At 59.7% G+C, this 26,374-nt stretch carries 26 protein-coding genes and 2 tRNA genes; 14 read left to right on the top strand and 14 right to left on the bottom strand.

Annotated features, from left to right (window positions below; all coding sequences use genetic code 11):
• Nucleotides 1–104 precede the first annotated feature (104 nt).
• The 3 genes from ACRWA7_RS22380 (at nt 105) to aceA (ending at nt 4,113) form a co-directional block, all read left to right on the top strand.
• Complete coding sequence (locus ACRWA7_RS22380; protein ID WP_060816814.1) at nt 105–374, top strand: acyl-CoA-binding protein; 270 nt, start codon at nt 105–107, stop codon at nt 372–374.
• Nucleotides 375–771: 397 nt separating this feature from the next.
• Nucleotides 772–2,436 carry a DEAD/DEAH box helicase gene (locus tag ACRWA7_RS22375; RefSeq protein WP_438396131.1) on the top strand — a complete coding sequence of 555 codons (1,665 nt, stop codon included), beginning with the start codon at nt 772–774 and terminating at the stop codon, nt 2,434–2,436.
• Between the two features lie 372 nt (nt 2,437–2,808).
• Nucleotides 2,809–4,113, top strand: coding sequence for an isocitrate lyase (gene aceA, locus ACRWA7_RS22370; protein ID WP_438396129.1), 1,305 nt, complete (start codon nt 2,809–2,811; stop codon nt 4,111–4,113).
• 69 nt (nt 4,114–4,182) lie between these two features.
• On the opposite strand, the gene ACRWA7_RS22365 is transcribed toward aceA, so the two are convergent.
• Together ACRWA7_RS22365 and ACRWA7_RS22360 are read right to left on the bottom strand one after the other, a co-directional pair.
• A complete protein-coding gene (locus tag ACRWA7_RS22365; RefSeq protein WP_438396128.1) occupies nt 4,183–4,617 on the bottom strand; it encodes a universal stress protein in 435 nt (144 codons plus the stop codon).
• Nucleotides 4,618–4,696: 79 nt separating this feature from the next.
• Nucleotides 4,697–5,110, bottom strand: a complete 414-nt coding sequence (locus ACRWA7_RS22360; RefSeq protein WP_438396125.1) for a gamma-glutamylcyclotransferase family protein — start codon at nt 5,108–5,110, stop codon at nt 4,697–4,699.
• A 107-nt stretch (nt 5,111–5,217) separates the two neighbouring features.
• On the opposite strand from ACRWA7_RS22360, the gene ACRWA7_RS22355 reads away from it, so the two are divergent.
• On the top strand, nt 5,218–6,051 hold the full coding sequence (locus ACRWA7_RS22355) for an AraC family transcriptional regulator (protein WP_060816819.1): 834 nt from the start codon (nt 5,218–5,220) through the stop codon (nt 6,049–6,051).
• A gap of 9 nt (nt 6,052–6,060) precedes the next feature.
• On the opposite strand, the gene ACRWA7_RS22350 is transcribed toward ACRWA7_RS22355, so the two are convergent.
• The 3 genes from ACRWA7_RS22350 to ACRWA7_RS22340 form a co-directional block, all read right to left on the bottom strand.
• Nucleotides 6,061–6,525: a GNAT family N-acetyltransferase gene (locus ACRWA7_RS22350; RefSeq protein WP_060816820.1), complete on the bottom strand. Its 465-nt coding sequence runs from the start codon at nt 6,523–6,525 to the stop codon at nt 6,061–6,063.
• 209 nt (nt 6,526–6,734) lie between these two features.
• Nucleotides 6,735–6,811, bottom strand: a tRNA-Asp gene (locus ACRWA7_RS22345).
• Between the two features lie 72 nt (nt 6,812–6,883).
• Nucleotides 6,884–6,959: transfer RNA gene (locus ACRWA7_RS22340), tRNA-Glu, on the bottom strand.
• A gap of 509 nt (nt 6,960–7,468) precedes the next feature.
• Here ACRWA7_RS22340 and ACRWA7_RS22335 point away from each other — a divergent pair.
• Complete coding sequence (locus tag ACRWA7_RS22335) at nt 7,469–8,401, top strand: LysR substrate-binding domain-containing protein (protein ID WP_438396122.1); 933 nt, start codon at nt 7,469–7,471, stop codon at nt 8,399–8,401.
• Here ACRWA7_RS22335 and ACRWA7_RS22330 read toward each other — a convergent pair.
• From ACRWA7_RS22330 to ACRWA7_RS22320, 3 genes are all read right to left on the bottom strand, one after another.
• The gene (locus ACRWA7_RS22330) at nt 8,378–9,094 is read right to left on the bottom strand and encodes an SDR family oxidoreductase (RefSeq protein WP_060816822.1); all 717 of its coding nucleotides are present in this window, start codon (nt 9,092–9,094) and stop codon (nt 8,378–8,380) included. The two genes, ACRWA7_RS22335 and ACRWA7_RS22330, sit on opposite strands and share 24 nt — an antisense overlap.
• A gap of 66 nt (nt 9,095–9,160) precedes the next feature.
• The gene (locus ACRWA7_RS22325) at nt 9,161–9,832 is read right to left on the bottom strand and encodes a peroxiredoxin-like family protein (protein WP_438396119.1); all 672 of its coding nucleotides are present in this window, start codon (nt 9,830–9,832) and stop codon (nt 9,161–9,163) included.
• Between the two features lie 27 nt (nt 9,833–9,859).
• The gene (locus ACRWA7_RS22320; protein WP_438396116.1) at nt 9,860–10,426 is read right to left on the bottom strand and encodes a carboxymuconolactone decarboxylase family protein; all 567 of its coding nucleotides are present in this window, start codon (nt 10,424–10,426) and stop codon (nt 9,860–9,862) included.
• 258 nt (nt 10,427–10,684) lie between these two features.
• On the opposite strand from ACRWA7_RS22320, the gene ACRWA7_RS22315 reads away from it, so the two are divergent.
• The 9 genes from ACRWA7_RS22315 (at nt 10,685) to ACRWA7_RS22275 (ending at nt 19,535) form a co-directional block, all read left to right on the top strand.
• A complete protein-coding gene (locus ACRWA7_RS22315; RefSeq protein ID WP_438396115.1) occupies nt 10,685–11,593 on the top strand; it encodes a LysR family transcriptional regulator in 909 nt (302 codons plus the stop codon).
• Between the two features lie 104 nt (nt 11,594–11,697).
• Nucleotides 11,698–12,510: a class II aldolase/adducin family protein gene (locus ACRWA7_RS22310; RefSeq protein ID WP_438396113.1), complete on the top strand. Its 813-nt coding sequence runs from the start codon at nt 11,698–11,700 to the stop codon at nt 12,508–12,510.
• A 58-nt stretch (nt 12,511–12,568) separates the two neighbouring features.
• Nucleotides 12,569–13,888, top strand: coding sequence for an MFS transporter (locus tag ACRWA7_RS22305; RefSeq protein WP_438396112.1), 1,320 nt, complete (start codon nt 12,569–12,571; stop codon nt 13,886–13,888).
• A 22-nt stretch (nt 13,889–13,910) separates the two neighbouring features.
• Nucleotides 13,911–15,083: an iron-containing alcohol dehydrogenase gene (locus ACRWA7_RS22300; protein ID WP_438396110.1), complete on the top strand. Its 1,173-nt coding sequence runs from the start codon at nt 13,911–13,913 to the stop codon at nt 15,081–15,083.
• Between the two features lie 417 nt (nt 15,084–15,500).
• Nucleotides 15,501–16,409, top strand: a complete 909-nt coding sequence (locus tag ACRWA7_RS22295; protein WP_438396747.1) for an arginase family protein — start codon at nt 15,501–15,503, stop codon at nt 16,407–16,409.
• A 41-nt stretch (nt 16,410–16,450) separates the two neighbouring features.
• Nucleotides 16,451–17,245, top strand: coding sequence for an ABC transporter substrate-binding protein (locus tag ACRWA7_RS22290; RefSeq protein WP_438396108.1), 795 nt, complete (start codon nt 16,451–16,453; stop codon nt 17,243–17,245).
• A gap of 37 nt (nt 17,246–17,282) precedes the next feature.
• Complete coding sequence (locus ACRWA7_RS22285) at nt 17,283–17,975, top strand: amino acid ABC transporter permease (protein ID WP_060816826.1); 693 nt, start codon at nt 17,283–17,285, stop codon at nt 17,973–17,975.
• 8 nt (nt 17,976–17,983) lie between these two features.
• Complete coding sequence (locus ACRWA7_RS22280) at nt 17,984–18,721, top strand: amino acid ABC transporter ATP-binding protein (RefSeq protein WP_438396105.1); 738 nt, start codon at nt 17,984–17,986, stop codon at nt 18,719–18,721.
• 19 nt (nt 18,722–18,740) lie between these two features.
• On the top strand, nt 18,741–19,535 hold the full coding sequence (locus tag ACRWA7_RS22275) for an IclR family transcriptional regulator (RefSeq protein WP_438396101.1): 795 nt from the start codon (nt 18,741–18,743) through the stop codon (nt 19,533–19,535).
• Between the two features lie 38 nt (nt 19,536–19,573).
• Here ACRWA7_RS22275 and ACRWA7_RS22270 read toward each other — a convergent pair whose 3' ends face one another.
• The 6 genes from ACRWA7_RS22270 to ACRWA7_RS22245 all read right to left on the bottom strand — a co-directional run bounded on the left by ACRWA7_RS22270 (nt 19,574) and on the right by ACRWA7_RS22245 (nt 26,372).
• Complete coding sequence (locus ACRWA7_RS22270; RefSeq protein ID WP_438396099.1) at nt 19,574–20,482, bottom strand: LysR substrate-binding domain-containing protein; 909 nt, start codon at nt 20,480–20,482, stop codon at nt 19,574–19,576.
• A complete protein-coding gene (locus ACRWA7_RS22265; protein WP_438396098.1) occupies nt 20,479–21,351 on the bottom strand; it encodes an alpha/beta hydrolase in 873 nt (290 codons plus the stop codon). The genes ACRWA7_RS22270 and ACRWA7_RS22265 overlap by 4 nt, the downstream gene beginning before the upstream one ends.
• Nucleotides 21,348–22,448 carry a zinc-binding dehydrogenase gene (locus ACRWA7_RS22260; RefSeq protein WP_438396745.1) on the bottom strand — a complete coding sequence of 367 codons (1,101 nt, stop codon included), beginning with the start codon at nt 22,446–22,448 and terminating at the stop codon, nt 21,348–21,350. Before ACRWA7_RS22260 ends, ACRWA7_RS22265 begins: the two co-directional genes overlap by 4 nt.
• 22 nt (nt 22,449–22,470) lie before the next feature.
• The gene (locus tag ACRWA7_RS22255; protein ID WP_438396095.1) at nt 22,471–23,691 is read right to left on the bottom strand and encodes an NAD(P)/FAD-dependent oxidoreductase; all 1,221 of its coding nucleotides are present in this window, start codon (nt 23,689–23,691) and stop codon (nt 22,471–22,473) included.
• Nucleotides 23,688–24,677: a fatty acid desaturase gene (locus ACRWA7_RS22250; RefSeq protein WP_438396094.1), complete on the bottom strand. Its 990-nt coding sequence runs from the start codon at nt 24,675–24,677 to the stop codon at nt 23,688–23,690. The genes ACRWA7_RS22255 and ACRWA7_RS22250 overlap by 4 nt, the downstream gene beginning before the upstream one ends.
• A gap of 174 nt (nt 24,678–24,851) precedes the next feature.
• Complete coding sequence (locus ACRWA7_RS22245) at nt 24,852–26,372, bottom strand: sugar ABC transporter ATP-binding protein (RefSeq protein WP_438396092.1); 1,521 nt, start codon at nt 26,370–26,372, stop codon at nt 24,852–24,854.
• Nucleotides 26,373–26,374 lie beyond the last annotated feature (2 nt).

Below are 26,374 nucleotides of genomic sequence, written 5' to 3'. Positions count from 1 at the left end.
GAACTGCCCTGGCTCACGGACAAATCTGGAAGAAACCTTCGAAATTCACGCGGCGCGCGCTTGCTATGATCGTCCATCCTGTTCACGTATTTACGGAGAAACGAATGAGCGATCTCGACGCGCAGTTTGCAAAAGCCCAGGCCGATGTCAAGGAATTGCCCGAACGTCCAGGCAATCTCACGCTGCTGCGACTCTACGCGCTCTTCAAGCAGGCCAGCGAAGGTGACGCCAGCGGCGATAAACCCGGCTTCGCCGATATTGTCGGCAAGTACAAATATGACGCATGGGCCGCACTCGCCGGCACGCCGCAAGACACTGCCAAGCAGCACTATGTGGAACTGGTCGATTCGCTGAAAACCGGCGCATCGACTTGACGGGACGCCGTAAAATAATCGAATCAATCTGTCTTAAAATCTGGCGCAGCGCAACAATTCCCGATATACTGTCGCCTGCGCTTCACTGTGACCGGGTGGATTGACGTTGAAAGTCGGTTCATCGCACGCAGCGCGGCGCCTCGTAGCGTTTTGCTCCAATCCAGTTTAGAAACTGTCCCCTCCCTGCTAGGCCTTCTTCGGCCGATCATGCATCAGGCTGACGACAACGCCGCCTCGGCCTGTCGAATCCGATACAGCTTCTAACGAAAAGCTCGCCTTTATTGTTGCGAGCTGCCCCCGTTTTTCGATTTGCTCGCTGCTTCTTTGCTCGCTGAATCTGACGACTTGGGTATGCCGATTGGCGCCACACGCCTTATTCCCCGTTTCAAGGATCGACATGACTTCGAGCAACACCCATAGCCCGCTGGACTCCATCGCTGCAGTGGCACTCGGTACGGACGTACCCCCGGCGCCGACAGCATCTGTTTCGCCCGCTATCCCCGCCCCCATTTCTTCAGTCGCGCCCGTTGGCGCCGCGATCGCGGTCCAGACCGGCCCGAGCTTCGAATCGCTCGGCCTGTCGCCGGAGATCGTGGTTGCGCTGACCGCTTCTGGCTATCAGGTGCCCACGCCGGTTCAGCAGCGCGCGATCCCCGCAGCGCTCGCCGGCCGCGACCTGCTGGTTTCCAGCCCGACCGGTTCGGGCAAGACGGCAGCGTTCATGCTCCCGGCTATCGAACGTTTTTCGCAGCTTGAAAAAGCCAAGGCTACGGCTCCGCGCGAACCGCATGACCCGAACGCACGTCCGGCGCGCCGCCAGCAGCCGGTCGCCCGTCCGACCATGCTGGTTCTGACGCCGACTCGCGAACTAGCCATGCAGGTGACCGCCGCCGCGACCACGTACGGCAAGCATCTGCGCCGGCTGCGCACGGTCAGCATTCTGGGCGGCGTGGCTTATGGCCAGCAATTGATGCTGCTCGCGAAGAACCCGGAAATCCTGGTTGCTACGCCTGGCCGCTTGTTGGATCACCTGGAACGCGGCCGTATTGACCTGTCGCAACTGCAAATGCTCGTGCTCGACGAAGCCGACCGCATGCTGGACATGGGTTTCATCGACGATATCGAAACCATTGTCGCCGCTACGCCCGCTTCGCGTCAGACGCTGCTGTTCTCGGCGACCATCGACGGCAAGATCAGCTCGCTGACCGGCCGCCTGTTGAAGAACCCGGAACGTATCGAGATCGTTCAAAAGCTCGAAGCGCAGAACAACATCGCGCAAACCGTGCATTACGTCGACGACCGCGATCACAAGGATCGTCTGCTCGACCATCTGTTGCGCGACGCAGGCCTCGACCAGGCTATCGTTTTCACGGCAACCAAGAACGACGCCGATCAACTGGCTATCCGTTTGTCGGACGCGGGTTTCGAATCGGCCGCCCTGCACGGCGATCTGCCGCAAGGCGCGCGTAACCGCACGATTCGTGCGCTGCGTGAACGCAAGGTGCGCGTGCTGGTTGCGACCGATGTCGCGGCTCGCGGTATCGACATTCCCGGCATCACGCACGTGTTCAACTACGATCTGCCGAAGTTTGCGGAAGACTACGTTCACCGTATCGGCCGTACGGGCCGCGCGGGCCGCACAGGCACGGCAATCAGCCTTGTGCACCACGCTGAACAAGGGGCGCTCAAGCGCATCGAGCGTTTCGTGCGTCTGCCGCTGGCAGTGAGCGTTATTGCAGGCTTCGAGCCGCGCCGTTCGGCGCCGGCTGGCGGTGGTCGTCCGGGCTTTGGCGGTCGTGGCCGTCCGGGCGGCGGAGCGGGCGCTGGCGCAGGCCGTCGTTTTGGCAATGGCGGCGGCAGCAGCGGTTCGGGCAAGCCGGGCGGCTGGGGCAACAAGCCGGCAAGCGCGGGTGCGCGTGACTCGCGTGACGGCGGTTCGCGTGATGGATACCGCAGCGGCGGTGGATCGCGTGACGGCGGTTCGGGCTTCGGCGGCGGTTCGCGCGACGGTTATGCAGCACGTCGCAACGACGGTCCGCGTGCTCCGCGTCGTGGCAGCTAAATATAGTTAAAGCGCGGCGCGTGACTTGCGCGCTTCGTTGAGTGAAGAAACCGATGCCTCCGAGCATCGGTTTTTTTTCGTCCGCTGTCGGCGTTTCACGATGTGGAAAGTGGTTGCGGGCGACGAAATCGTTGGTGCAAGGCACAAATCATGTCATATCAGGATGAAAAAGGACTTTTCTTAATGTGAAATTTATCCAGTAATTAATTGAATTTAAACAGCAATTTTTCTCCATAAACTTCAACTAATGGCTGGATCGTACGCTCCTGGTTCCATAGACTCTTATATAAGAGTTGAGCAAACAAAAAACAACGCGCTCAACCAGACGACCAACTGCTTATTCATTAGTCAGGCAATCAAAGGAGAAACGCCATGTCGCGCCAACAGCAAGCTCAGGAACTTCAGAAGCAATGGGATACCGATCCGCGCTGGAAAGGCATTACGCGCAGTTACTCGGCTGACGATGTCGTGCGTTTGCGCGGCTCGGTGCCGGTGGAACATACGCTCGCCAAGCGCGGCGCGGAAAAGCTGTGGGCATCGATTCATGAAGAGCCGTTCGTCAATGCACTCGGCGCGCTGACGGGTAATCAGGCCATGCAGCAGGTGAAAGCAGGTTTGAAGGCAATCTACTTGTCCGGCTGGCAAGTCGCGGGCGACGCCAACGTCGCGGGCGAGATGTATCCGGACCAGTCGCTGTATCCGGCGAATTCGGTGCCGCTGGTTGTCAAGCGCATCAACAACACGCTGACGCGCGCGGATCAGATCCAGTGGTCGGAAGGGAAGAATCCCGGCGACGATGGTTATCTCGACTTCTTCCAGCCGATCGTGGCCGACGCGGAAGCAGGTTTCGGCGGCGTGTTGAACGCGTTCGAACTGATGAAGGCGATGATCGAAGCAGGCGCTGCGGGCGTGCACTTCGAGGACCAACTGGCATCGGTGAAAAAATGCGGGCACATGGGCGGCAAGGTGCTGGTGCCGACGCGTGAAAACATTGCCAAGCTTACGGCCGCGCGGCTCGCCGCCGACGTGTCCGGCACGCGTACCATCCTGCTTGCCCGGACAGATGCGGAAGCGGCCGATCTGGTGACATCGGATGTGGACGAAAACGACAGGCCCTTCCTGACCGGCGAACGCACGGTCGAAGGTTTCTTCCGTACCAAACCGGGTCTGGAACAAGCGGTATCGCGCGGCCTTGCATACGCGCCGTACGCCGATATGATCTGGTGCGAAACCGGCAAGCCGGATCTCGCGTATGCGAAGAAATTCGCCGAGGCAATTCATCGTGAATTTCCGGGCAAGCTTCTCTCGTATAACTGCTCGCCCTCGTTCAACTGGAAGAAGAACCTGGACGATGCGACCATCGCCAAATTCCAGAAGGAACTGGGCGCGATGGGCTACAAGTTCCAGTTCATTACGCTCGCCGGCTTCCACGCGTTGAATTATTCGATGTTCAACCTCGCCCACGGCTACGCTCGCAACCAGATGAGCGCGTTCGTCGAGATGCAGGAAGCAGAGTTCGCTGCCGCCGAAAAGGGCTTCACTGCTGTGAAGCACCAGCGTGAAGTGGGCACGGGTTATTTCGATGCTGTAACGCAAGCGGTTGAGAAAGAAGCGTCGACCACGGCGTTGCATGGCTCGACCGAAGACGAGCAGTTCTTCGAAGCGAACGTGGCTTAAACGGCTGCGATTGGTTTGATGCTGGCGAAGGGCATACGGTCAAAAGCCTTATGCCCTTTTTCATTTTATTTACCGATACACAATGACCGGAATCTTGGTGTGCGTGAGCACCCGCTGCGTTTCGCTTCCGATCAACAAGCTTCCCAATCCACGGCGTCCGTGCGACGCCATGAAGATCACGTCACATCCGTCGCGTTCGGCAATATCGATGATTCCGATATACGGCGCCGATTCGACACTTGTCACCGCATCGCAGGAAACACCGGCGGCGGCAGCCGCCGCTTCAACCGCGGCCAGATGCTCGCGCGCTTCTTTTTCCGAGCGCTCGTGAAAATCGCTCGGCGGCTCGACGGCGACATCGGCGAAAGGGGAATAGGGATAGAGCGGCAAGCACGCGTATGCCGTAATCCGCGCGCCCACCGATTGCGCAAGGTCGATCGCGCCATCAATTGCCTTTTGCGACAGAACCGACCCGTCTGTCGGGACAAGAATGTGCTTGAACATGGCAGGCTCCCTTGGCGCGCGTGTGTACGCTCTTCCATTGTAGTAACGGAATCGGCTTACGCGTGGCCCATGCCGGTGTTTATCGCGAGCGCCGATAACTCACCCAGTCGCCATGATCGATTCGCGGCAATCCCTGCACGGCCGCGTCGCTCACTGGATAAACCAGGCATTCGATCTTCTCGGCGCGTCCATCGAGTTCGACCGTCACATGCATATGCTCCCCACGAAAAAGCCCGCTGATACCCGGCACGACTTCCTCGATTTCATCGAGCACGGGAACAAGCGTATCTTCTATCCGATAAACGTCGCCATGAACCGGTGAAGCACCGGCATCGGGAACGACGCCGGGATATGCGCCGAAATCATAAAGCCGGCCATTGATATGGCCCGAGCCGATCAGCACAGGATCCGAGATGCCGCTGCGCCTGGCCGCTTGGCGAATGTCATTGCTCTCCCCGGCCCGCAGCGTGCCGTATACGAATACGTGTTGCATGCGCTTGATTCCTCGAACGAACGATTGCGAACAAGTCAGCGCGCATTATGCCAAGAGCAAAAACCGCAACGCATTGACTATCATGACGATATTCGCCGAGACACCACATGCTCATTTCCACTAGCCAGCAGACTGAAGGACCCGCTACCGAGGAAGTCGAGCACCTCGACATTCCGGCCGAGTCGTCGCCTACGCCGGCGCACCCGATCCGTGTTCGCTCGCGACCGGTGCCGGCAGGCGTGAGGATAGCGCGCCACACGCACGCCTGGGCGCAGGTCGCGTGCACAACACGCGGCGTGTTGCGGATCGCCGCGGAAGGTTCCACGTGGATGGTGCCGCCATCGCGGGCGATCTGGGTTCCGCCGAACGTCACGCACGAAGTGGTGATTGTGGAAGATGCGTTCTTGCGCACGCTTTATATCGATGAAAGCGTCGTACCCGAAGGTCTGGATGCGTGTCGCGTAGTCGAGGTGTCGCCGCTCTTGCGGGAAGTGGCGGTGGCGCTGAACGACACATCCATTTCGCGTGAACGCGAGCGGCTGCTGGGAACACTCGCGCTCGATGAAATCACGCGCTCCCGCCCGCTTCCGCTTTCCATTCCAATGCCCACCGACAAGCGCCTGCTCGCGCTATGCGAAGCCGTATTGGAAGATCCCGCCTCCGCCGATTCGCTCGAACATTGGGCAACGTTGGTGGGCGCGAGTACGCGCACGATCGCGCGGCTGTTCCGGAGGGAACTGGGGGTAAGTTTTTCGCAATGGCGGCAACAGGCAGTGCTGGCGCGCGCCATTCCGTTGCTGAGCCAGGGCAGACCGCTCGCACAGGTCGCGCTGCTACTGGGCTACCAGAGCCAGAGCGCATTTTCCGCGATGTTCAGGCGTGCGTTCGGTGAAAGTCCGCGCGCGTTTTTCGTCCGCGATAGCGAACCGCACGAACGCTGACACGGTCCGTCAGACGCTGCGCACCATATGCCGGATCGCGCCAAACTGCGCGAGCCGCGAACCCGCGGGCTTGTATCCCATGCGAATGTAAAGCCGGGCCGCGGGGTTATCGACGAAAACACGCAACTGCGTTTCCTTCAATCCGCGTGCACGCGCCCATCGATGCGCCGTGTCCAGAAGAAACGTCCCTGCACCGGTCCGGCGCCAGCCTTCGATGACCTGGACATCGCGGATATGAAGCGATTCGTCTTCTTCGGTCACTCGCATCACGCCGATGGCTTTTCCATCGCACTCGAGCACGAAGTTTTCGGATTCCCGCCAGCTCCCGAGGAACAGATCGCTGCGCCACACGAGATTGTGACGGCGGTAGTACCCGTTCATGTTGCTGCGCGTGAGCGCTTCGGCGAACGAAAAATCGTCCATCGACGCAAGGCGCAACATGAATGGCGAGAGGGCTTCGGTGGGGTCGAGCATTGCGCGATGAAAGCACTGAATCAGGTCATCACACTAAGTCAGGCGGCGCGCGCTGGCAATGGAGAGTTTTCCGGGCACGTAATTTTGTTGACGTAGGCGCCGCATGTGCATGCCCCACGACGCCACGCAACGTAAAGCGCGCCAACCCGAAAACCTGACGCCCAACGAAAAAAATCCAGCATAAGCTGGATTTTTTCTTTACAACGCGTTGGCGGAGCGGACGGGACTCGAACCCGCGACCCCCGGCGTGACAGGCCGGTATTCTAACCAACTGAACTACCGCTCCACTTCTTTTCATCGGCTTGAGAGGTTGGTCGACTCATCAAGCTTGCAGCGCTTCTAGCAGCCGCCGATGTTTTGGCGTCCCCTAGGGGATTCGAACCCCTGTACTCACCGTGAAAGGGTGATGTCCTAGGCCTCTAGACGAAGGGGACATAAACTTTTCAGTTAATGTCTTTAACTACTTCCGCTTAACACCTGACTATTTTCCGATTAATCGAGATTAAAAACTTCTTGATCATTCGAATTGCTTAATCAGTTTTGTTTCAGTGATCAGCGAAGAACGACATTATAAACAGCTTTTTGAATCTTGTGAAGCCTTTTTTATCCGATGCCTTGGAGTTTGAAGCAGATCCACTCGGCTCCCGCGGACCCGGTAGTCCATCTCGTGCGAGCGCAGTACTTGATCTACGAATTGCCTCTTTCCAGCAACATCTCGCGCTGAAACAGTCTTGAACAACCCATCTCGGAAAGTCACGGCAGCGAAGAACGCAATTATACGCAGTGACCTTTTCACCGCGCAAGAATTTTCTATCGTGGGTTGGCTTGGTTCGAATTGCAGCCTACGCGCATGAGCATCGCGCAAACACGGGAGGCAAGCCCTGTCGCGCAAGCGCGCTAGACTTTCCATATATCTGCAAGCCGCTGAAGGAGAGACACTCGCATGGACCGGATGGCAGCAATGGAAACATACGTCAGCGTCGTGGAAGCCGGCTCGTTTTCCGCCGCCGCCAAGCGGCTCAAGCTTGGCCAGCCGGCTGTGTCGAAGTCGATTGCACAACTTGAGACACGTCTAGGCGTGCGCCTCCTGCTGCGCTCGACACGCGGCCTCACGCCAACCGACGCGGGCCAGCGCTTCTATGAACATGCGCGGCGTGCCATCGAAGAGGTGGAATTCGCCGAACAGGCCGTACGCGAAACGTCGGCGGCACTGTCTGGCACGCTGCGCGTCAGCGCCGCCGTGACGTTCGCACGGCTGCACATTTTGCCCGCCCTGAAGATTTTTCTGCAGCGCCATCCGAGGCTGCAAATCGATATCGTGCTCGACGATCGCACTATCGACCTGCTTGAACACGGGGTGGATGTCGCCTTGCGCATGGGCTCGCTCGACGATTCCGCCATGACCGCGCGCCGGATTTCACGAAGCCGGCGCGTGGTGGTGGGTACGCCGGCCTATTTTTCCGGCGCGGGATTGCCAAAGTCACCGGCTGACCTGAGTCAGCATCAGGCGATCGTGTATTCGTTGCGCGGCGGCGGGGAATCGTGGTCGTTCAGCCAGGACGGCAAGGAGGTTGCCGTGGTCGTGTCCGGCCGTGTCAGCGTGAGCGCTGCCGAGGGCATGCGTACCGCCGTGCTGGGAGATATGGGAATTGCCATTGCTTCGGAATGGATGTTCTCCCCTGAACTCGGAAATGGCACAGTCAAGGAAGTGCTCAGCGACTGGGAGTTGCCATCGATAGACCTATGGGCCGTGTTCCCCGCTGGCCGCCTTGTAAGCGCGAAGGCCCGGGCCTTCGTCGCATTCGTGGAAGAAATACTAAGCAATGCGTCGGCCAAAAACGCTGCCGGTCCGTCAGAAACCGAGCTTGCCGATTGACGCGCCGCCATCGACGTAAAGCGTTTGCCCCGTGATGAATGCGGCCTCGTCCGAGAGCAGGAACGCAATGGCCGCCGCGATCTCATCGGGTTTGCCGAAACGGCCCATTGGAACGGCCGAGAGGTATCGCTGCTCACCTTCACTGCCTACCGGATTGTTCGCTCGGAACAATTCAGTTTCGGTGGGACCCGGAGACACCGAGTTGACCGTAATACCGCTATCTGCAAGCTCCAGCGCCCAGGTGCGCGCAAAGCTTACCAACGCGCTTTTCGCGGCGGCGTAGGCCGTGCGCTGCGTCATGCCGAGCACCGTCAGGCTCGATATGTTGACGACCCGGCCCCAGCCACGCTGGCGCATGCCGGGCAGCAGCGCCTGAACGATCTGCACCGCTGGATGCAGGTTGAGCGCGAAGACATCGTCGAGGTCGTCGAGACTGATCTCGCCAAGACGCTGCGGTTTTACCAATCCGACATTGTTGACAACGCCGTCCAACGTGTAGCGGGCCGACACATCCTGCAGCACGGCGGCTGTTGCGGCGCGGTCAGCGAGATCGACACGAATCAGTTCGCCCGGAAATTCGGTTGCTTCGCGCGCGAGCCCGACAACATGGTGGCCGGCATGAAGCAGGCGCTCGGTCAATGCGCGGCCAATGCCCTTGGTCGCGCCGGTGATCAAAAAGGTTCGATGCGTCATTAATTATCTCCCTTGCTTTGAGCAGTCCGGGCCGCGCCGCATCGAGCGGCGCGGGAAGACATGCGTTCACGCCCTGGCTATGGCCTTTTCCAGAACCGGAAACATGTCCGATGGATCGGGACGCCGCGTGTAGTCCGGATTGACTTCCGAATACAACACAATGCCGTCGCGGCCAATGACGTAACGTGCGGGCATCGGCAACGTCCAGCCGGGGTCGTTGTTGAAAGCCGGTAGATCGTTCTTGAGCTTCTTGTACAGATCGATCAGATAATCCGGCAACGCAAACCGCAGTCCGAAGTCAGCGCCCGTCTGGCCTTTCGCGTCGCTCAATACAGGAAATCCCAGATCGTTGGTCCGCACGGACTTTCGGCTGTTGACGGCGATCTGCGGCGAGATGGCCACGACGTTCGCGCCGTATGACTGGATCTTGGGCAGCACTTCGTTGATTGCCTGCAATTCGATATTGCAATACGGACACCACACGCCACGATAAAACGTGACCACCAGTGGCCCCTTCCCGAGCAACGCGGCTGACGAAACATCGTTGCCGTCCTGATCTTTCAGGATGAATTGAGGCGCACGGTCTCCCGCCTTGATGGCGCGGCTCGCCTGGCCGCTCGCGATCAGTTCGGCCGTGGCCCGCTCCATGACGGGATGAATCTCCGGCGGCGCGTTGAACGGCGGTTTTCCCGCCTTGAAGTCGGCCCTGAAGGCGTCGAGCTTGTCTTGCAGTGACATGAGCATTCTCCGGTTGAGCAGGATGGGTTACGCGGCGACCGTAGCCGGCTTCGTCCACTCGTTGCCGCTCATGAAGGCGTCGAGTTCGGTATGGACGATATGGTTCGTGTAATTGCTCATCACCTTCGTCGCGACGCCCAGTACGACTTCGAGCACGTTTTGGCGGGTGTACCCGGCAGCGAGAAAGGCATCGACATCTGCATCAGGAACAAAGCCCCGCTGACGGACCACGAGCGTGGTGAACAGATGCAGGGCTTCAAGTTTCGCATCGGGCAACGGCGTCCCTGCACGAAGGGACGCAATCACGCCCGCGTCCATCTTGATCATCTTGGCGAGCGCGCTGTGACCCGCCATGCAGTAATGGCAGTTGTTTTCGAAGTTGGAGGTCAGATAGACGACTTGCTGCTCGTGCGGTGTCAGCGAGCTTTTCGAAAACAGATCCCACAGCGCCGAGTAGCCAGCGAGAAGTGCCGGTGACTCGGCCATATGCGCCTGAAGGTTCGGCACAAAGCCGAAAGCCCGCTTTGCGCCGTCGAGACCGGCCTTCGATCCATCGGGTGCGGTTTCGATCGTGTAGGTTTGGAATGTGCTCATCGTTTTGCTCCTTGGTGTTGAATAACGTGAGCAAATGATGGAGGGCTTGCCATCCTTCCAGAAGGCACGTGCTGTCGATAACACTCATTCCCTATAGGCATAAAGCTCGGGAGCCAAGCGGGGCCGAAGAGAGTGATCGAGCATTGTTGCGAGCGCGGCATGGTGGTTACTGAACGAATCTATTTCGCAATTCCGAAAGAGGCGGCATTGTGAAACATTAGAATTTGACTTTCACCCCACTTCCCCGCGCGACTAATCATGCTCAATCTGCGGCACGTCGAGGTTTTTCACGCAATCATGAGAACGGGATCGATCACGGGCGCGGCTGAGTCACTCAACGTGACTCAGCCTGCGGTCAGCGCCGTGCTCAAGCACTTCGAAAGCCGGCTGCAGATGTCGCTTTTCGACCGGGTCAATGGTCGGCTACGCCCCACACCGGAAGCCGAGGCCTTGCTACCCGACGTCGCCGAGATTTTCAATCGACTGGAAGCGGTCGAACGGCTTTCACGCGATCTGGCAGGCGGCCTGCGCGGCTCGCTATCTGTTGCCGCGACATCGCCGCTTGCCAACGGTCTCCTTGCGCGGGCAGTGGCGAGCTTTTTGCACGACCGGCCTCACGCACGCATCGCAATCCAGGCACTCGGCTCGCCCGTGGTTCTGGAGCGCGTCATCAATCGCGAGGCGGACATTGGCGTGTCCTACGAACCGGTAATCAGCGCATACGTGGAGACGGAAGTGCTTTCAAGCGGAAGCATCGCCTGCGTGCTTAAAGACTCTCATCCGCTCGCGGCGTTGGAGTCCATTTCACCGCATGATCTGATGCCCTACCCCATCATCACGTACCTTCCGCAGGCCCTTTTGCGGCCCTACGTGGATAAGGCAATGAGCGACGCCGGGGTCGCACTGAACATCACGGTGGGCGTCGGCCTGTCGATAACCGGAATCATGCTGGCGTTCAATGGCGCAGGCATCGCGCTGGTCGAGCCCGATCTGCTTCGCGAACTGCCGCTACCGGGTCTCGTCAGCCGTCCGCTTATTCCGCGTGTCGAATTCAAGAGTCTTTTAATGATCAACCGGTCCGCGCCGCGCTCGCAGCTCATGCTCGACTTTATCGATCACGTTCGCGAGCTCGCCGGCGAAGGCGGCATGGCAAAAGTAATAGGGTGAACCCTGAGACATTACCTGCGCTTATGGACTGGCGCGATTTGGTGATTAGTTAATCCCCTCGCGCTTTTTTAAACTGAACGGACCCATCAAAGCGGAGTCCATTCATGCTTCAACGCGCCGAACCCAGCACCGTCTACCGCCCGGATCAAAAGGGCCTGTATTTTCCGCAATACCCGGAATTTGCGAGCGTGGCCGAAGAGCGCCTCCACCGTAAGCAACGTCTCGCCGCCGTGTGCCGGGTCTTCGCCAAATACCGGTACGAATACGGCTTCGCCGGGCACATCACCGTTCGCGACCCGGAGCACACCAACCTCTACTGGACCAATCCATTTGCCATGGACTTCGGCCGGGTGCGGGTTTCGGATCTTCTGCTAGTCGATCACGAGGGCAACGTCGTAGAGGGGACATGGGCGGTCAACCGCGCCGGCTTCGTGCTGCATTCGGCCATTCACCAGGCGAACCCGCATATCGTCGCATCCTGCCACGCTCACACGACCAACGGCATGGCGTGGGCCGCGCTCGGACGTCCGCTCGATCCCATCACGCAAACCGCATGCAGCTTTTTTGAAGACCATGTCGTGATTACCGAGGAAGCGGGCGCCGTGGTGGTCGAGCGCGACGCCGGCGCAGCGGTTGCGGCCGCATTCGGCGACAACAAGGCCGCCATTCATCAGAATCACGGCCTGTTTTCCGCGGGCCGTGAAAGTGTCGATGAAGCCGCCTGGTGGTTCATCGCGCTTGAGCGGGCATGCGAGATACAGATCAAAGCCGAGTCCACGGGCTCACCGCTCAAGGTAATCGGCCGCGAGGCGGCGATCCATTCGCGCAATCATCTTGCAACGCCATTCATGGCATGGCTGCACTTTCAGCCGATCTATGACGCCATTGCGCGCAATGAGCCTGACCTCTTCGATTAACCTCCCGTTCATCCACGATTCGCGTCGCACCTACAAAAAATAGTTATCTGGAGACGTCATGGCAGACACCCTCACTAAACCGGCGGACGCCGATATGACCCGGCACGGTGCGCTTGCCTCCGCAGCCGGCACACGCGTTGCGCGTGCGCGCTGGATCAGAATGGGCACACTGATCTTTCTCGCCTATCTTGGCTGCTACGTTGACCGCAGCAATATCAGCGTGGCTGCACCCGAGATGATCCGCGAGTTCGGAATGACTGGCGTGGTCACCGGCTTTCTGCTGGCCGCCTTCTTCTGGGGCTACGTGGTGATGCAGATACCCGGCGGCTGGCTGGCGAATCGCTTTGGCCCGAAATGGGTCATCGTGACGAGTCTGGCGGTTGTCGGCGTCACGGGCATAGCGTCTGGCGTGGCGAGCACTTACGACCAGATCGTCGGCATTCGCTTTGTGATGGGCGTGGCCGAAGGCGCAATCTGGCCGAGCTTCGCGACCATCATCATGCGATGGTTTCCCAGCAGCGAACGCAGCCGGGCGGTCAATCTCGCGCAGTACGTACTGCCTCTCTCGTCAGCGTTGATGGCGCCAATCGCAGGCGCACTGATCCATCTGACGGACTGGCGCGTCATGTTCATTGTCCAGGGCGTTCCGCTGCTTGCGCTCGCTCTCGCCTGGGCGTGGCTCGGCAATAGCGCACCCGAGCATGACACGCGCATTTCCGCCGCTGAACGCAGCATGATCCTGTCGAGCCGCGATGTGTCGACCGGAGATGCCGCTCCGTTTTCCGCAGTGCTGCGCCGCCCGCTGATCTGGGGTATCGGCGCAGCGTATTTCCTCTGGCTTACAGGCCTATACGGCTTTGGATTGTGGCTTCCGGCACTGATCAAACAGTTGTCGGCGACCGGCATTGGCAATGTTTCAGTCCTGACGGCGATTCCATTTGCTTTCGCCGCGCTCGGCCTGTATCTGAACACTCGCTGGTCGAACCGTGCCGGCCACGCGGACAACTGGCATTTCATTGTTCCGCTGGTCATTGGCGGTATCGCCATCCTGTTGCAGCCGCTTATTCGCGACAACCTCTTCGCGTCCATGGCCATGCTGGTCGTGACCGGCATCTGTCTTTACTCCGGTATCGGTATCTGGTGGTCGTGGACCCTGAGCCTCGTACCCCGCAACCAGATCGGCTCGTCAGCAGGCTTGGTGAATTTCATCGGCAACTGGGGCGGCGCGGTCGGACCTATTCTGGTTGGCTGGGCTGCGCGTGGCGGAAACGCGGGCAGCGGTTTCTATGTGGCTGGATACGCCCTACTGGCTTCAGCCGCGCTCAACGGTCTTTTGTGGATAGCCGCGCTGCGCGACCGTGCCGACGCAACTGTTTAAACTCAAGGTTCGGGAAAAAACCATGCTTCAAGGTGCATCGTTCAGTTTCAACGTGCCGACCATCATTGAATACGGTCGCGGCAATCTGGCCAGGTTGCCGGACTTCGTCAGACAGCTTGGCGGTAAGCGCGTGCTCGTGGTTGGGGATCCCGGTGTCAAGGCCGCGGGAATTGTCGGGCGGGTCACGAGCACGCTCGAAGCAGCCAACATTGCTGCCTTCGCTTTTACGGACGTCGAGAGCGACCCGGCAGTCCAGTCCATAACGGATGGCATTGCGCTGGCACGCGACAAGTCGTGCGACCTGATCGTTGGCGTCGGCGGTGGAAGTGCGCTCGATACGGCAAAGGCGATTGGCTTGATGTTGCGTAACGCGGGCACTATTCGTGACTACGTCGGCATTGGCAAGGTGCCGCATGCCGGTGCGCCTGTCATTGCCATACCGACGACGGCCGGCACCGGAAGTGAATTGACAATCTGGTCGGTTCTTTCCGACACCGACGCCGACGTCAAGATTTCAATTGGAAGCGTTCACAACCTGCCGCGCATCGGCCTGCTTGATCCTGAACTCACGGTCAGTCTGCCCGCGAAATTTACTGCGGCCACTGGCATGGACGCGCTTACTCATGCAATCGAATCGTGTGTCAACAAGGCGAATCAACCGTTCACCGAAGCACTGGCATACCAGGCTATCGCTCTGATCCACAAAAGCCTGCGGCGAGCCACGCATCACGGAGACGACATCGATGCACGCGGCGACATGTTGCTCGCCAGCGCCATGGCCGGTATTGCCTTCAATGCAACCCGTTTGGGACTGGTACACGCTTTTGCATTGCCGCTCGGTAATAAGTTCGGAATTCCGCACGGTCTGGTGAATGCGATCATGCTTCCCGCGGTAATGGCGTACAACGCTTCCGCCAATCCGGACGCATATGCCCGCGTCGCGGCTTTGCTCGGTCATGACGTTGCGGGCTTGTCGAACAGCGAGGCAGCCAATCACGCAGCGCAGGCGGTACACGTGCTCAGGCAGGATATCGGCATCACGCAGACGCTCGCGGACTTCGGCGTCACGCCGGCGTGCTTTGACGCAGTCATCGGCGAAGCGATGACTTCAGGCAACGTTGCAGTCAACCCGCGCTATCCAACAGCCGATGACATGGCAATGCTGCTGTCGCGTGGTATCGATGGAACATTCTGACGCGGGAATGCTTTCTCGATATCGCGTGTCGATGCTTTAGTGCGTGGTAAGTCCATGCTTGCCGGCGCAAATAAATAATCAGGATTCCCATCGAAGTGGTCGGCGAAGAGTTTTGATGACAATGTCCCTTCGCAAGTCTTGTATTCCCGCGATTTAAAGCGGAACCCTTGTTCGCGAGTTACTCGAACACCGCTCCTTGAACGCCGTTCTACCGGCGTGAAAATCTTCGCCTATTCTCAGTGGAAATCGAGGGGACATCGGCAAATCAGGGAATTTGTATCGCATAGCGATAATTATGATCCGTTGTGCAATTAATTAGGCGCGGATACGCTCTTTTCTGTTGTGTGCCGCAACGCGAAAGGACCGAACCTGATGTTTCCAAACGACATTGAACACCTCACATCCCATCGCAGTTTCATGAACGTGCCCACGCGGCGCGGTGCGGACGAATCGCCCGCGCTCGCATGCGTGATCGGCATTCCTTTCGACTGCGGGACGCATCCGTTTCGGGTCGGTTCACGCGAAGGCCCCGACGCCATTCGCCGTCAGTCCCATCTGCTTCGCCCGTTCTTTGTCGACGCAGCGGGAGCTCACGCAAACGCAGTCGACTTCCTGCGCCTGATCGATCTCGGCAATGTCAACTGCCATCCTGGAGAAATCGAGAGGAGCTACCCGCTGATCGAGTCCGCAATCGACGCGATCATCGCGGCCAGCGCCGTACCCATTTCGATGGGAGGCGATGGTGCGGTCACGCTTCCGCAGCTTCGCGCCGTCGCGAAGCATCACCCCGATTTCGTGGTGCTTCATATCGACGCTCATACGGATACCTACGCAATTGAAGGTTTCAACACAGCCACGACCTTCACCCGCGCGGCGGAAGAAAAGCTGCTCGATGTCGAACGCAGCTTTCACGTTGGCGCACGCGGCACGACATTCATGGACGGCGTACTCGGGTTCGGCCGGTCCCTTGGATATAACGTGATTCCATTCGCCGAATTCGATGCCGACCCGCGAGCATGTATCGAGCGGATCCGGCAGCGGATCGGGACACGACCGGTCTACCTGTGCTTCGACATGGACATCTTCGATCCGTCATGTGCGCCAGGCGTATGCACGCCCGAATGGGGCGGACTGAATGCGAAGGAAGGACTGGCGCTGCTTCGTGCGCTCGCTGGCTTGAACTTCGTCGCCTTCGACGTGAATACCGTCTCTCCCGCACAGGATATCGGCGAGACCACAGCCTTCCTCGCCGCAACCGTCATGCATGAATGCTGCGCGCTGGCTGCGCAAACGCCGCGGCTGGCTGCAACGCGCCACGCTTCGTGAAGCCCTCTTCCAATGCCCTTGACCGATCAACAGGATCTTTCATGAGAAAATCCGAATCAATTTTGGCGTCCGTCATCGTCGTGTCGGCGAGCCTGCTTGCTCATGCAGCGCACGCTCATTCGCTCGACGAAGTGCTCGCAAGCAAAACGCTCACTGTCGTCACGACTGCATCAAGTCCGCCGCATGGCTTCATGGATCCGGCATCGAACACGCTCAAGGGCATCATGGTCGATCTCGCGCAAGGGATCGGCAAGCAGATGGGCGTGACGGTCAAACTCATCGATGTGCCCTTCGACGGCCTCATCCCGACCTTGACTTCGGGTCGCGCGGACTTGATGTCGGCCCCTCTTTTCGTAACCGATGAACGAAGCAAGGTGGTCGATTTCACGACACCCGTATATGGCTGGGGCGAAGGCGTGGTAGTCAGCGACAAACAGCCGAAGCACTTCGGCCGCCTCGATGACTTCAAGGGTGAAAAGGTCGGCACGCTCGTGGACAGTGTGCAGTACAAAATGATCAAGGATCTGCCGGGCACGCAGGTATCGACTTATCCCGATTACTTTTCGCTGCTCGCGGACATTCGCGCAGGCCGGGTGGATCTCGGCGTGGTGGATCCGCCTAGCGTCTTGTACCAGATCAAGCTGAAGTCCATTCCGGGCGTGAAGCTGGACGACGCCTACCACCCGCAAAAGAGCTGGTTTGTGGCTGGCGCGGTGCAAAAGAACAATCAGCCCCTGCTGGATGCGATCAACCACGCTATCGCCACGATGAAGCAGGATGGCGAACTGCGTGCCATCCTCACTAAATGGGGCGTCGCCAATCTGGAAGCGAAATGATCTGGTGCACGTGGCAGGACAAGAACAAAGGCATCCGATGACCTGGGATACGTTAAAAACCTATCTGGAGCCACTATCCGAAGGCGCGACGTGGACGCTGGCGCTGTTCTTTGCGTCAGCGCTGCTTGCGGTCGCCGTCGGGCTTCTGGTCTGTTTCGCCCGCATGTCCGGGCATGCATGGCTGCGCACGTCGGCGAAGACGTACATCGAAATCGTGCGTGGCACGCCCCTTCTCGTGCAGCTCTTTTTCATCTATTACGGCTTGCCCGAACTGGGTATTGTCATGCCCGGTTTTCCCGCCGGTGTGCTCGGGCTTACGATCAACTTTGGCGCTTATCTCGCGGAGTTGTTCCGTGGCGGGATTCAGTCCGTGGATAACGGCCAGTTCGAGGCTTCGCGCGCGCTCGGCCTTACGCGCATCCAGCGGCTGCGTGTGATTGTCATGCCGCAAGCGCTGCGCACGATTTTCCCCGCTCTGGGCAATTACGCACTCGTCCTCGTCAAGGACACGTCACTCGTCGCCGTAATCAGCGTGTATGAACTGATGCGCGCTGGTCAGATGCTGGCTGGCGCCACGTTCCGCTCGCTGCTCGTCTATTCGATGGTCGGTGCGATCTACTTTCTGATGTGCAGCGTGCTGTCGTACGTGTTTCGCCGTATTGAGAAGCGCCTGACCGTACCCGGTTACTGGGACGGCGCATCCGAACACAACCCCATTACCAAGATATGAGCGACGCCATGCAAGATCCGATGATCGCGATGAAAGGCGTGTCGAAATGGTATGGCGACTTCAAGGTGCTGAACGGGGTCGACCTGCATGTGCAGCCAGGCGAAAAGCTGATCCTTTGCGGACCGTCCGGCTCGGGAAAGTCGACCACCATCCGGCTGCTGAACCGGCTCGAGGAACATCAGGAAGGACAGATCAGGGTGAACGGCATCGAGATGAACAGCGACATCCGCAACATCCAGCGCATTCGCGCCGACGTTGGCATGGTGTTCCAGCACTTCAATCTATTTCCTCACCTGACCGCGCTGCAGAACTGCACGGTGGCGCTGCGGCTCGTCAAGAAGATGCCCGTTCGCGAAGCCGAAGAGCGCGCCATGCGCTATTTCGAGCGCGTTAGAATCGCGCAGCACGCAGGCAAATACCCAGGCCAGTTGTCGGGTGGCCAAAAGCAGCGTGTAGCGATTGCGCGCAGCCTCTGCATGGAGCCGAAAGTCATGCTGTTCGATGAGCCGACCTCCGCGCTCGATCCGGAAATGGTGAAGGAAGTACTGGACGCCATGGTTCAGTTCGCGCGCGACGGCATGACCATGGTATGCGTCACACACGAAATGGGTTTTGCACGCGAGGTAGGCGACCGCGTTGTCTTCATGGACCGCGGGGAGGTGGTGGAAACGGGCACGCCCGCGGATTTCTTCCGCGCTCCGCAGACACCGCGCGCCCGCGAATTTCTCGGCCAGATCCTGGTATGACCTTGACCACGGAACTAGCATGAGCGAACAGGACAATCCAGAAGATTCGCGTCTTTTTATTACGTCGCTCGCACGCGGATTGCATCTACTGGCAGCCTTCCGGGAAGACCATTCGTCGATGAAACTCGCCGACCTGGCGCTTGCCGCGAACATGAGCAAGAGCGCAGCCCAACGCTTCACGCATACGCTCGTCACGCTCGGCTACCTACGCAAGAACGATGTCAGCAAGGAGTATTCACTCGCGCCGCGCTCGCTGGAAGTTGGGTTGCGTTATCTGCAAACCAGCCAGTTGATCAGTAATGCGAACCCTTATCTGCATTCGTTGAATCGGGCATGTCAGGAAACATGCAGCCTTGCCGAACTCGACGGTCTCGACATGGTGTACGTTTCGCGGTTTCCGGCGCAAAAAGAAATGTTCGTCAACATGCCGATCGGCATGCGGCTGCCGGTCTATTGCACGGCGTCGGGACGCGCCCTGCTTTCACGGCTCGAGCCGGAGCGCGCGTCGGAGATGCTGGCGGCGTGCACGCGGGTCGCCTACACCACGGAGACCATCACCGACCTGGCAAAACTCGAAGCTCTGCTGGCCGAGGCGCGCACGAACGGATTCGCCTGGGCGAACGGCGAGTATTACAACGGCGATATCAATGTCAGCGCGGCAATTCTGGCGCCCAACGGCAAACCCGTCGGCTCCGTGAACGTCTCCGCGCCTTCGAGCCGCTGGACGCTGTCAAAAGTCATCGACGAGATTGGACCGCAAGTCCTCGAGACTGCCCGCGCAATCGGCGGTTCAAGTACCTCGCGTGCGCGGTGAACGCTGCGGCGGCTATAGCAATTACTCGTACTACAAAATCACCGGGCTTCGATGCTGGACTCCGCGAGATCCGTAAAGGCAGCAATCGCTTTCGCGCCTCTTCGCGACCGCAAGCACACAACATAGGAATGCGTGAAGCTCTTGTGATCTGAAATGTGCAGGACGTGAAGATTGTCGTGGGACCGATACTCCGCCTGAGACACGATGCCAATGCCCAGGCCCTCCATCACCGCCTCCCGGACTGCGTCACGCGACACCTCCATGACGATTTTCGGGTTCACGCGATGTTGCGTCAGTTCCTTTTCAAAAGCGGTACGTGTCATCGACCCGCGCTCGCGCATGATCATGCGCTGGCCGTCGAGTTGCGCGAGCTTGATACTGTCAAGGAGCGCCCACGGATGAGAAGAATTCACAAAGACGAGAATCTCGTGAGAACCGAGGTGTCTTGAGTAAAGCCTCGCATCGTTAATGATGCTGCCGGTGATCGCGGCGTCCGTACTTGAATCCAGGATCTTCCTGAGCACGCCATCGGAATTGTCGCTGTCGATGGAAACCTGAACCAGCGGATATCGTTGCGTGAACTTAGCCAGCAATTTCATCACAAAAAACGGGCCAACGGTGCCGATGCGTATCGATCCCGACACCGCTTCGCCAGTCGAACACAGCAGGTCGACCGCTTGTTCCTCCAGTTCGAAAATTTGCCGTGCAACAGCGAACAGCGCCATTCCCGTTTCGCTGAGCTGCAAGCCCTTCGAAGAACGAATGAAAAGTTCGACGCCGTAATTTTCTTCGAGTTGCTTGACCTGGACGGTCAGGGTCGGCTGGCCAATATGAAGCAGCAACGCCGCTTTCGTGAAGCTCATCTCCTGAGCAACAGCGTAAAAAGACCGTAGCTGGTTGAAGTTGACGAAAGCGAGCTTACGCTCGCGCGGCCGTTCGGGCGTCATGCCGGTTCGCACCCCGTATGATTCGCCCCGTTCACGCGGGCTTCGATAGCACTCAAGATCAGCCCGTCGTCGCGGGCGAGGTCCATGAGTACCGTGTAGTGGTTGCTGGCGGCGAGCAACGTGACCGTGGTCTCCAGCCCGTGTGAATCACGGCAGGCCGCAAAGCGCTTGGTCTGCGAGTCGATAAACCCGGCCGTCTCCTCTGCCCCCACGCCGAGAATCATCCAGCCCTCGAAAGGCTGCAATGCGATCGGGCTGAGCGTTTCGACATCGGCCGATGCCAACCCTATGTGTGAAGCAAGGCTTGTTTTCATCAAAGGCTCAAGGTCGAAGATCCCACTGATGCAAGCACATCCCGCGACGGGCGAAGCATCGCGGGCCGAGCTTTCGAACAACGTCGCAGCCAGCGCGGCAAGGTGTCCGCCCGCGGAATGTCCCGCCAGCACGATCGAGGAAAAACGCGGCAACCGTAGCCGCCCTGCGTCGTTCAACCAGCGAAGCGCACGGTCGATGCTTGCCGCAATGCCCGGCAAGGGCGTTTCAGGCGCAAGCGGATAATTCAACACCGCGACAGAATAACCCAGCTTGGTGAACGGCCCGGCGACGAACGAGAAAGAACGTTTGTCCATGCTACGCCAGTAACCGCCGTGAATGAAAACGAGCAAGGGAGCGCCGGGTCGGCCTCCGAACAAATCCACCCTTTCCAGTTCGTGGCCGCCATAGGGTACGTCGAGCGTGCACGCGTGCGTGTCGCGAACATCCGCACTCAAGCGGTCGATCGCGTCATACACTCGTTGCCTCTCGGGATAGCGCGCGGAGAAGAAATATTGCGACTCGATTTCGGGATCTGCAGCAGGATCCGTCGTCACGTGAACGACACCACGCTTCTGAGCGACTCGCCCGAAACCATCAGTTCAAAGCCGCGGTTGATCTGCTCGAATGGCAGGCGATGGGTGACGAGACGGTCGATGTCGATATGCCCGTCCATGTATAGATCGACAATGCGTCCAAGGCCCGTACGCCCGCGCACGCCGCCAAAATAACTGCCCTTCACGGTGCGCCCATAGCGCACGGCAACCGGTGGCACCTGCATAAGCGCGTCGCGCGGTTCCACGCCGAGCAGCACGCACGTACCCCATCCGGCATGGCAACAATCGAGCGCCTGGCGCATCACGGCCACATGACCCGTGCATTCAAAAGCGACGTCGGCGCCACCGTCGCACACATCGCGGATTTCTTCGAGAACCCGTCCCGCGCTGGCATCGACGTAATGCGTCATTCCAAGCTCCCGCGCTATTTGCGCTTTCGACGCATGCAGGTCCACGCCGATGATTGCATGTGCCCCTGCAATGCGCGCACCCTGCACGATATTCACGCCGATACCGCCCAGGCCGAACACCACCACGTTGTCGCCCTCGCGGACGTCGGCGAGCGCAGCGCCAACGCCCGTGGTTACGCCACAACCCAGCAGGCAGACGGTGTCGAGCGGCGCGTCCTCGCGGATTCTGCACAGTGCGATCTCGGGCACCACCGTGTAGCGCGAGAACGTCGACGTTCCCATGAAATGGTGCAACGGCTCGCCTTGCCATCGAAAGCGCGGCGAGCCGTCGGGCATGACGCCACGGTCGCGCGTGGACTTGATCGACCAGCACAGGTTCGTGCGCCGGCTCAGGCACATCTTGCATACGCCGCATTCCGGACCATAGAGCGGGATCACGTGATCGCCTGGACGCAGCGTGCCGACGCCCGGCCCCGTTTCGATCACCCGTCCCGCGCCTTCATGTCCCAGCACAGCCGGATATACGCAACTCGAATTGCTGCCTTCGATTGCAGTGAGGTCCGTGTGGCACAAGCCACTCGCCGCTATTTCGACCAGCACTTCGCCCGCTCCTGGACCATCGACCAGGATTTCATCGATGACAAAAGGCAAATGAGGGGCCACGCAAATTGCGGCAAGACTTTTTATCATGGATCTCTAGAGGGAAATATCACGCTGAAACGGTCTTGGCGGCCTTCGCTTTCGGCGCAGGAAGCGTCGACGGATCGATGCCGGCGCGAGACTGAATCAGCTTCTGGGCCGAGCGCACGTCGCGTCCGCAATCCACCCCGATCACGCCGCGCAGCACGTCGCCTTCGAGGTAATAGATCACAAACGAACCGCAGTCGGGATTGCCTCGCAACACGGGCGTGAAGCGGTCGGACGGTTCGCCCGCCAACTGGATGTTGCGCCCGAACTGATCCGTCCAGAACCAGGGAACATCGCGTGTGCGCGCCGGCACGCCGCACAGCACCGCTGCTACCCTGCCAGCATCGTCTTCGGCTTTGCGCCACGATTCGATCCGCGATGTCGGCTGCGCTTGCGTGGCGCGCAGTCGCGCAACATCGCCAATGGCAAAGATGCGTGGATCTTCCGTGCGGCAATCTTCGTCGACGAGCACGCCGTCCTCTACATCCAGACCCGCGAGCGCCGCAAGTTCATCATTTGGCTGAGCACCGATTCCGACCACGATCGCGTCGGCGGCAATCGCGGCGCCCTGCTCCATCTCGATTCCATTCGCGCGCAGCCGCGCGGCGCGGCTATCGAACCGAAGATCGACTCCATGGGACGCGTGAAGCCACGTCATCCAATATGCGAAATCGGCGGGCAGCAAGCGCATGAGCGGACGCGGCGCTGCTTCGATCACCGTCACGCGCGCGCCCTTTTGCAGCGCGCTGGACGCAACTTCCAGTCCGATAAAACCCGCGCCGAGCACAGCGATTCGCGCGTTGCGGCGCAGGCGAGGCGCGAGCGCGGCGGCATCTGCGAGCGTACGCAGCGTATACACCGGCGCGCCTGCTTCAATGCGGCCTGGGAAAGTCCGCGCTCGCGCGCCGGTTGCGAGAATCAGCGTGTCGTATGGAATGCTTTCGCCGCCGTCGAGCCGTACCACACCGCGTCCACGATCGATTTCGACAACCGCATCGCCGGATTTCAGCTGCACGTCAATGGCATCCCAGCCACCTGCGGCAACGAGATGCGTCGATTGCGGCTGCGCCACGCCGGTCAGCACGTCTTTCGATAAAGGCGGGCGCTCATAAGGCGGATGCGTTTCGTCGCCAAGAAGCGTGATGCGCCCGGTAAAACCGTGCTGGCGAAGATTGATCGCGGCGCGGCCGCCCGCGTGTCCCGCACCGACTATCACGACCGCCTGCGATGTCCCATCCGTCATGCCGGACCGCCTGTGGACGACTGCCGTGCAAAACGCCTGCGGGCCAGGATTTCCCGGATGATCTGCGTATGCACTTCAACGTAACCGTTCGCCACGCAATTCAGATGCGGGCGCATTTCCTTGTGCAAGCGCGCCAGCGCATGAAACGGCACCGACGACGCCACATGATGTTCGGCGTGAAACGGCATGTTCCAGTACAGCGTCCGGAAAACCGGATTGGCGAGCGTGGTGCGGGTGTTCGCCAGCAGGTCCGGACTTTCTTCTGCGCCGGTGTGTTCGGCCATGCGGATTGCGCGCAACACCGGTTCGCCGACAAAGCGCGGCAGAAGCCAGTAGATCACCGCGGCCCACGAATGAAGCGCGATAGAAATCATGGCCACGGCAACATACAAAGCCAGCGTAAGGACGATCTCGCGGCGCACGCGGCGAATATCGCTCGCGGGAATGAAGCTGAGTTCCACTGGCGAAAACCGGCCAGTCAAACCGCGCCAGTATGTTCCGATCATCTTCGGCCAGAACGACACGCCAAGGATCAGCAGGGCATACTCGCGCAGCGTGGACGGAAACGGCACGATATCCGGGTCCAGATGTTCGTGCTGCGTGTAGGTATGGTGCGCCGTATGACGATATTTGAAATACAGGAACGGCCTCATGCTGACCACCGCGGCGAACATGCCGACCGTCGTATTCAGCCAGCGCGAGCGAAACGCGGTGCCGTGCGAGCATTCATGCAAGGGCGCGAACAGAAGGACGATGATCGCGCCGTGCAGCAAGGTTGCAGGAATGATCCACAGCGTTCCGATCGACAGGTAAATCATGCTGCCTGTCAGAAGCAACGCGCCAATGTGAGCCACGAGATGCAGCAAGCCGGGAACGTTGCTGCGTTCGCGCAGCACCTTAAGGCTTTTCTTCGGCACCATCGCGCCGCCAGTGAGCGGCCATTCCTCGCTGCCCAGTCTGCTTGCGTTCAATCCATCGTTTGTCATTCGTCCACCTGCGAGACACTTGATTTCACTTTCGCCGGACGCTTGTATCGCGCCCGGCGCCATTGATGTCATCGTAGGGATTCGCTTGACCTCTGACCAATTCATTGTTTGAACGCGTCCATTCATGAAGCCTTAAGAGGGACCGGACGCGTCAATGCGCGCCGCGCGCGCGGCTCAAATCGCGTTCACGGCGCTCACGGCGCAGTGCGCGATGGCTTCGGCATCGAAATCGGCACGCGCGAAATGGCCGGTGACGCGGCCCCGGCTCATGACCACGATCCGGTCGCACAAAGCCATCAATTCCGGCAATTCGCTCGATACCAGCAAGATGCCCTTGCCTTCGTCGGTCACCGATTGCAGCGCTTCCCAGATCTGCGGCTTGCCGCCCACATCCACTCCGCGGGTGGGCTCTTCTACGACAAACAGCCGGGCGTCCCGTGCCAGCCATTTTCCAAGCACGACTTTCTGCTGATTGCCGCCCGATAGATTGACCACGCCTCGATTCGGGTCTCGTGCCTTGATCGCAAGCCGCTCGATCAGGCCGCGGCTGAGCAGGTCGCGCCGGCGCCTCGACACCAGCCCCGCGCGCGTGATCCGGCGCAACGTGGTGAGCGCGAGATTGTCATGCACGGACATGGCGGGAACCAGGCCTTCGGCCTTGCGGTCCGCCGGTAGGTATGCCAGTCCGCAAGCGATCGCGCGCCTCGGCGTGGTTAGCCGTTGCATGACGCCGCCAATCCGGATTTCTCCCTTGTCCACGCGCTGCAATCCAAACAGCGCACGAATCACCGATTCGCGTTCGCAGCCAAGCAGCCCCGCGATCCCGACAATCTCGCCCTCGCGCAAATGGAGCGACACATCGCTGAATCGTCCTTTCGCGCCCAGTCCATCCACTTCGAGCAACAATGCGCCGGGCGCGTTCGCGCGGCGCGGCGCAAAGCGTTCGCCGAGTTCGCGGCCTACCATTGCCTGCACGAGTTGTTCGGGCGTCGTGCCGTGCGCGCCAAAGTGCGCGACCGATTTTCCGTCACGCAGCACCGTGATTCTGTCGGCCACGCGCAGCACTTCTTCCAGCCGATGCGACACGTACACAATCCCGAGCCCCGCCGAGCGCAGGCGATCCAGCATGGCAAGCAGCGTATCGACATGCTCGCTCGTAAGCGAAGCGGTGGGTTCGTCGAGGATCAGGACACGCGGTTTGGACGCCAGCGCCTTGCAGATCTCCACGAGTTGCCGCTGGCTCAATCCGAGCGACGACACTTGCGCACGGCAGTCGATGGCAACATGCATTGCGCTCAACAACTGTCTTGCGCGCTCTTCCATCTGCGCGGTGTCGATATTGCCAAGCCGTGACCGCGGTTCGTTGCCAAGAAAGATGTTCTCCGCAACCGTCATGTTCGGGCACAACGCCAGTTCCTGATGAACGAGCACGACGCCATGGCCGCGCGCTGCCGCAGGGCCATCGAGCGCCAGCGCGGTCCCGTCCAGCCGCATCTCTCCACGGTCGGGACGCTGCAGGCCATTCATGATGGCGAGCAGCGTCGACTTGCCGGCGCCGTTCTCTCCAACCAGCGCATGCACTTCTCCCGCGCGAATGTCGAAGCTGACTTTATCCAGCGCTACAACGCTGCCGAACTGCTTGCAGATGTTCGAGACTTCGAGCAGCGGAGGTTGCGGGGAAATGTCCGATTGCATGA

This window comes from Caballeronia sp. DA-9, from assembly GCF_051615025.1.
Classification (GTDB): Bacteria; Pseudomonadota; Gammaproteobacteria; order Burkholderiales; family Burkholderiaceae; genus Caballeronia; species Caballeronia sordidicola.
The sequence above is the reverse complement of the archived record's forward strand: the minus strand, read 5'-3'. Positions and strand labels throughout refer to the sequence as shown.

What these genes read in the sequence shown, in the direction of transcription:
- ACRWA7_RS22325 (WP_438396119.1), bottom strand. Translation starts at nt 9,832, where the DNA reads ATGTCACTGCAAGACAAGCTCGACGCCTTCAGGGCCGACTTCAAGGCG.
- ACRWA7_RS22350 (WP_060816820.1), bottom strand. Translation starts at nt 6,525, where the DNA reads ATGCTCGACCCCACCGAAGCCCTCTCGCCATTCATGTTGCGCCTTGCG.
- ACRWA7_RS22275 (WP_438396101.1), top strand. Translation starts at nt 18,741, where the DNA reads ATGAGCGAACAGGACAATCCAGAAGATTCGCGTCTTTTTATTACGTCG.
- ACRWA7_RS22375 (WP_438396131.1), top strand. Translation starts at nt 772, where the DNA reads ATGACTTCGAGCAACACCCATAGCCCGCTGGACTCCATCGCTGCAGTG.
- ACRWA7_RS22280 (WP_438396105.1), top strand. Translation starts at nt 17,984, where the DNA reads ATGCAAGATCCGATGATCGCGATGAAAGGCGTGTCGAAATGGTATGGC.
- ACRWA7_RS22295 (WP_438396747.1), top strand. Translation starts at nt 15,501, where the DNA reads ATGAACGTGCCCACGCGGCGCGGTGCGGACGAATCGCCCGCGCTCGCA.
- ACRWA7_RS22315 (WP_438396115.1), top strand. Translation starts at nt 10,685, where the DNA reads ATGCTCAATCTGCGGCACGTCGAGGTTTTTCACGCAATCATGAGAACG.
- ACRWA7_RS22365 (WP_438396128.1), bottom strand. Translation starts at nt 4,617, where the DNA reads ATGTTCAAGCACATTCTTGTCCCGACAGACGGGTCGGTTCTGTCGCAA.
- ACRWA7_RS22285 (WP_060816826.1), top strand. Translation starts at nt 17,283, where the DNA reads ATGACCTGGGATACGTTAAAAACCTATCTGGAGCCACTATCCGAAGGC.
- ACRWA7_RS22305 (WP_438396112.1), top strand. Translation starts at nt 12,569, where the DNA reads ATGGCAGACACCCTCACTAAACCGGCGGACGCCGATATGACCCGGCAC.
- ACRWA7_RS22320 (WP_438396116.1), bottom strand. Translation starts at nt 10,426, where the DNA reads ATGAGCACATTCCAAACCTACACGATCGAAACCGCACCCGATGGATCG.
- ACRWA7_RS22330 (WP_060816822.1), bottom strand. Translation starts at nt 9,094, where the DNA reads ATGACGCATCGAACCTTTTTGATCACCGGCGCGACCAAGGGCATTGGC.
- ACRWA7_RS22290 (WP_438396108.1), top strand. Translation starts at nt 16,451, where the DNA reads ATGAGAAAATCCGAATCAATTTTGGCGTCCGTCATCGTCGTGTCGGCG.
- ACRWA7_RS22355 (WP_060816819.1), top strand. Translation starts at nt 5,218, where the DNA reads ATGCTCATTTCCACTAGCCAGCAGACTGAAGGACCCGCTACCGAGGAA.
- ACRWA7_RS22360 (WP_438396125.1), bottom strand. Translation starts at nt 5,110, where the DNA reads ATGCAACACGTATTCGTATACGGCACGCTGCGGGCCGGGGAGAGCAAT.
- ACRWA7_RS22245 (WP_438396092.1), bottom strand. Translation starts at nt 26,372, where the DNA reads ATGCAATCGGACATTTCCCCGCAACCTCCGCTGCTCGAAGTCTCGAAC.
- aceA (WP_438396129.1), top strand. Translation starts at nt 2,809, where the DNA reads ATGTCGCGCCAACAGCAAGCTCAGGAACTTCAGAAGCAATGGGATACC.
- ACRWA7_RS22250 (WP_438396094.1), bottom strand. Translation starts at nt 24,677, where the DNA reads ATGACAAACGATGGATTGAACGCAAGCAGACTGGGCAGCGAGGAATGG.
- ACRWA7_RS22335 (WP_438396122.1), top strand. Translation starts at nt 7,469, where the DNA reads ATGGACCGGATGGCAGCAATGGAAACATACGTCAGCGTCGTGGAAGCC.
- ACRWA7_RS22380 (WP_060816814.1), top strand. Translation starts at nt 105, where the DNA reads ATGAGCGATCTCGACGCGCAGTTTGCAAAAGCCCAGGCCGATGTCAAG.
- ACRWA7_RS22255 (WP_438396095.1), bottom strand. Translation starts at nt 23,691, where the DNA reads ATGACGGATGGGACATCGCAGGCGGTCGTGATAGTCGGTGCGGGACAC.
- ACRWA7_RS22270 (WP_438396099.1), bottom strand. Translation starts at nt 20,482, where the DNA reads ATGACGCCCGAACGGCCGCGCGAGCGTAAGCTCGCTTTCGTCAACTTC.
- ACRWA7_RS22300 (WP_438396110.1), top strand. Translation starts at nt 13,911, where the DNA reads ATGCTTCAAGGTGCATCGTTCAGTTTCAACGTGCCGACCATCATTGAA.
- ACRWA7_RS22310 (WP_438396113.1), top strand. Translation starts at nt 11,698, where the DNA reads ATGCTTCAACGCGCCGAACCCAGCACCGTCTACCGCCCGGATCAAAAG.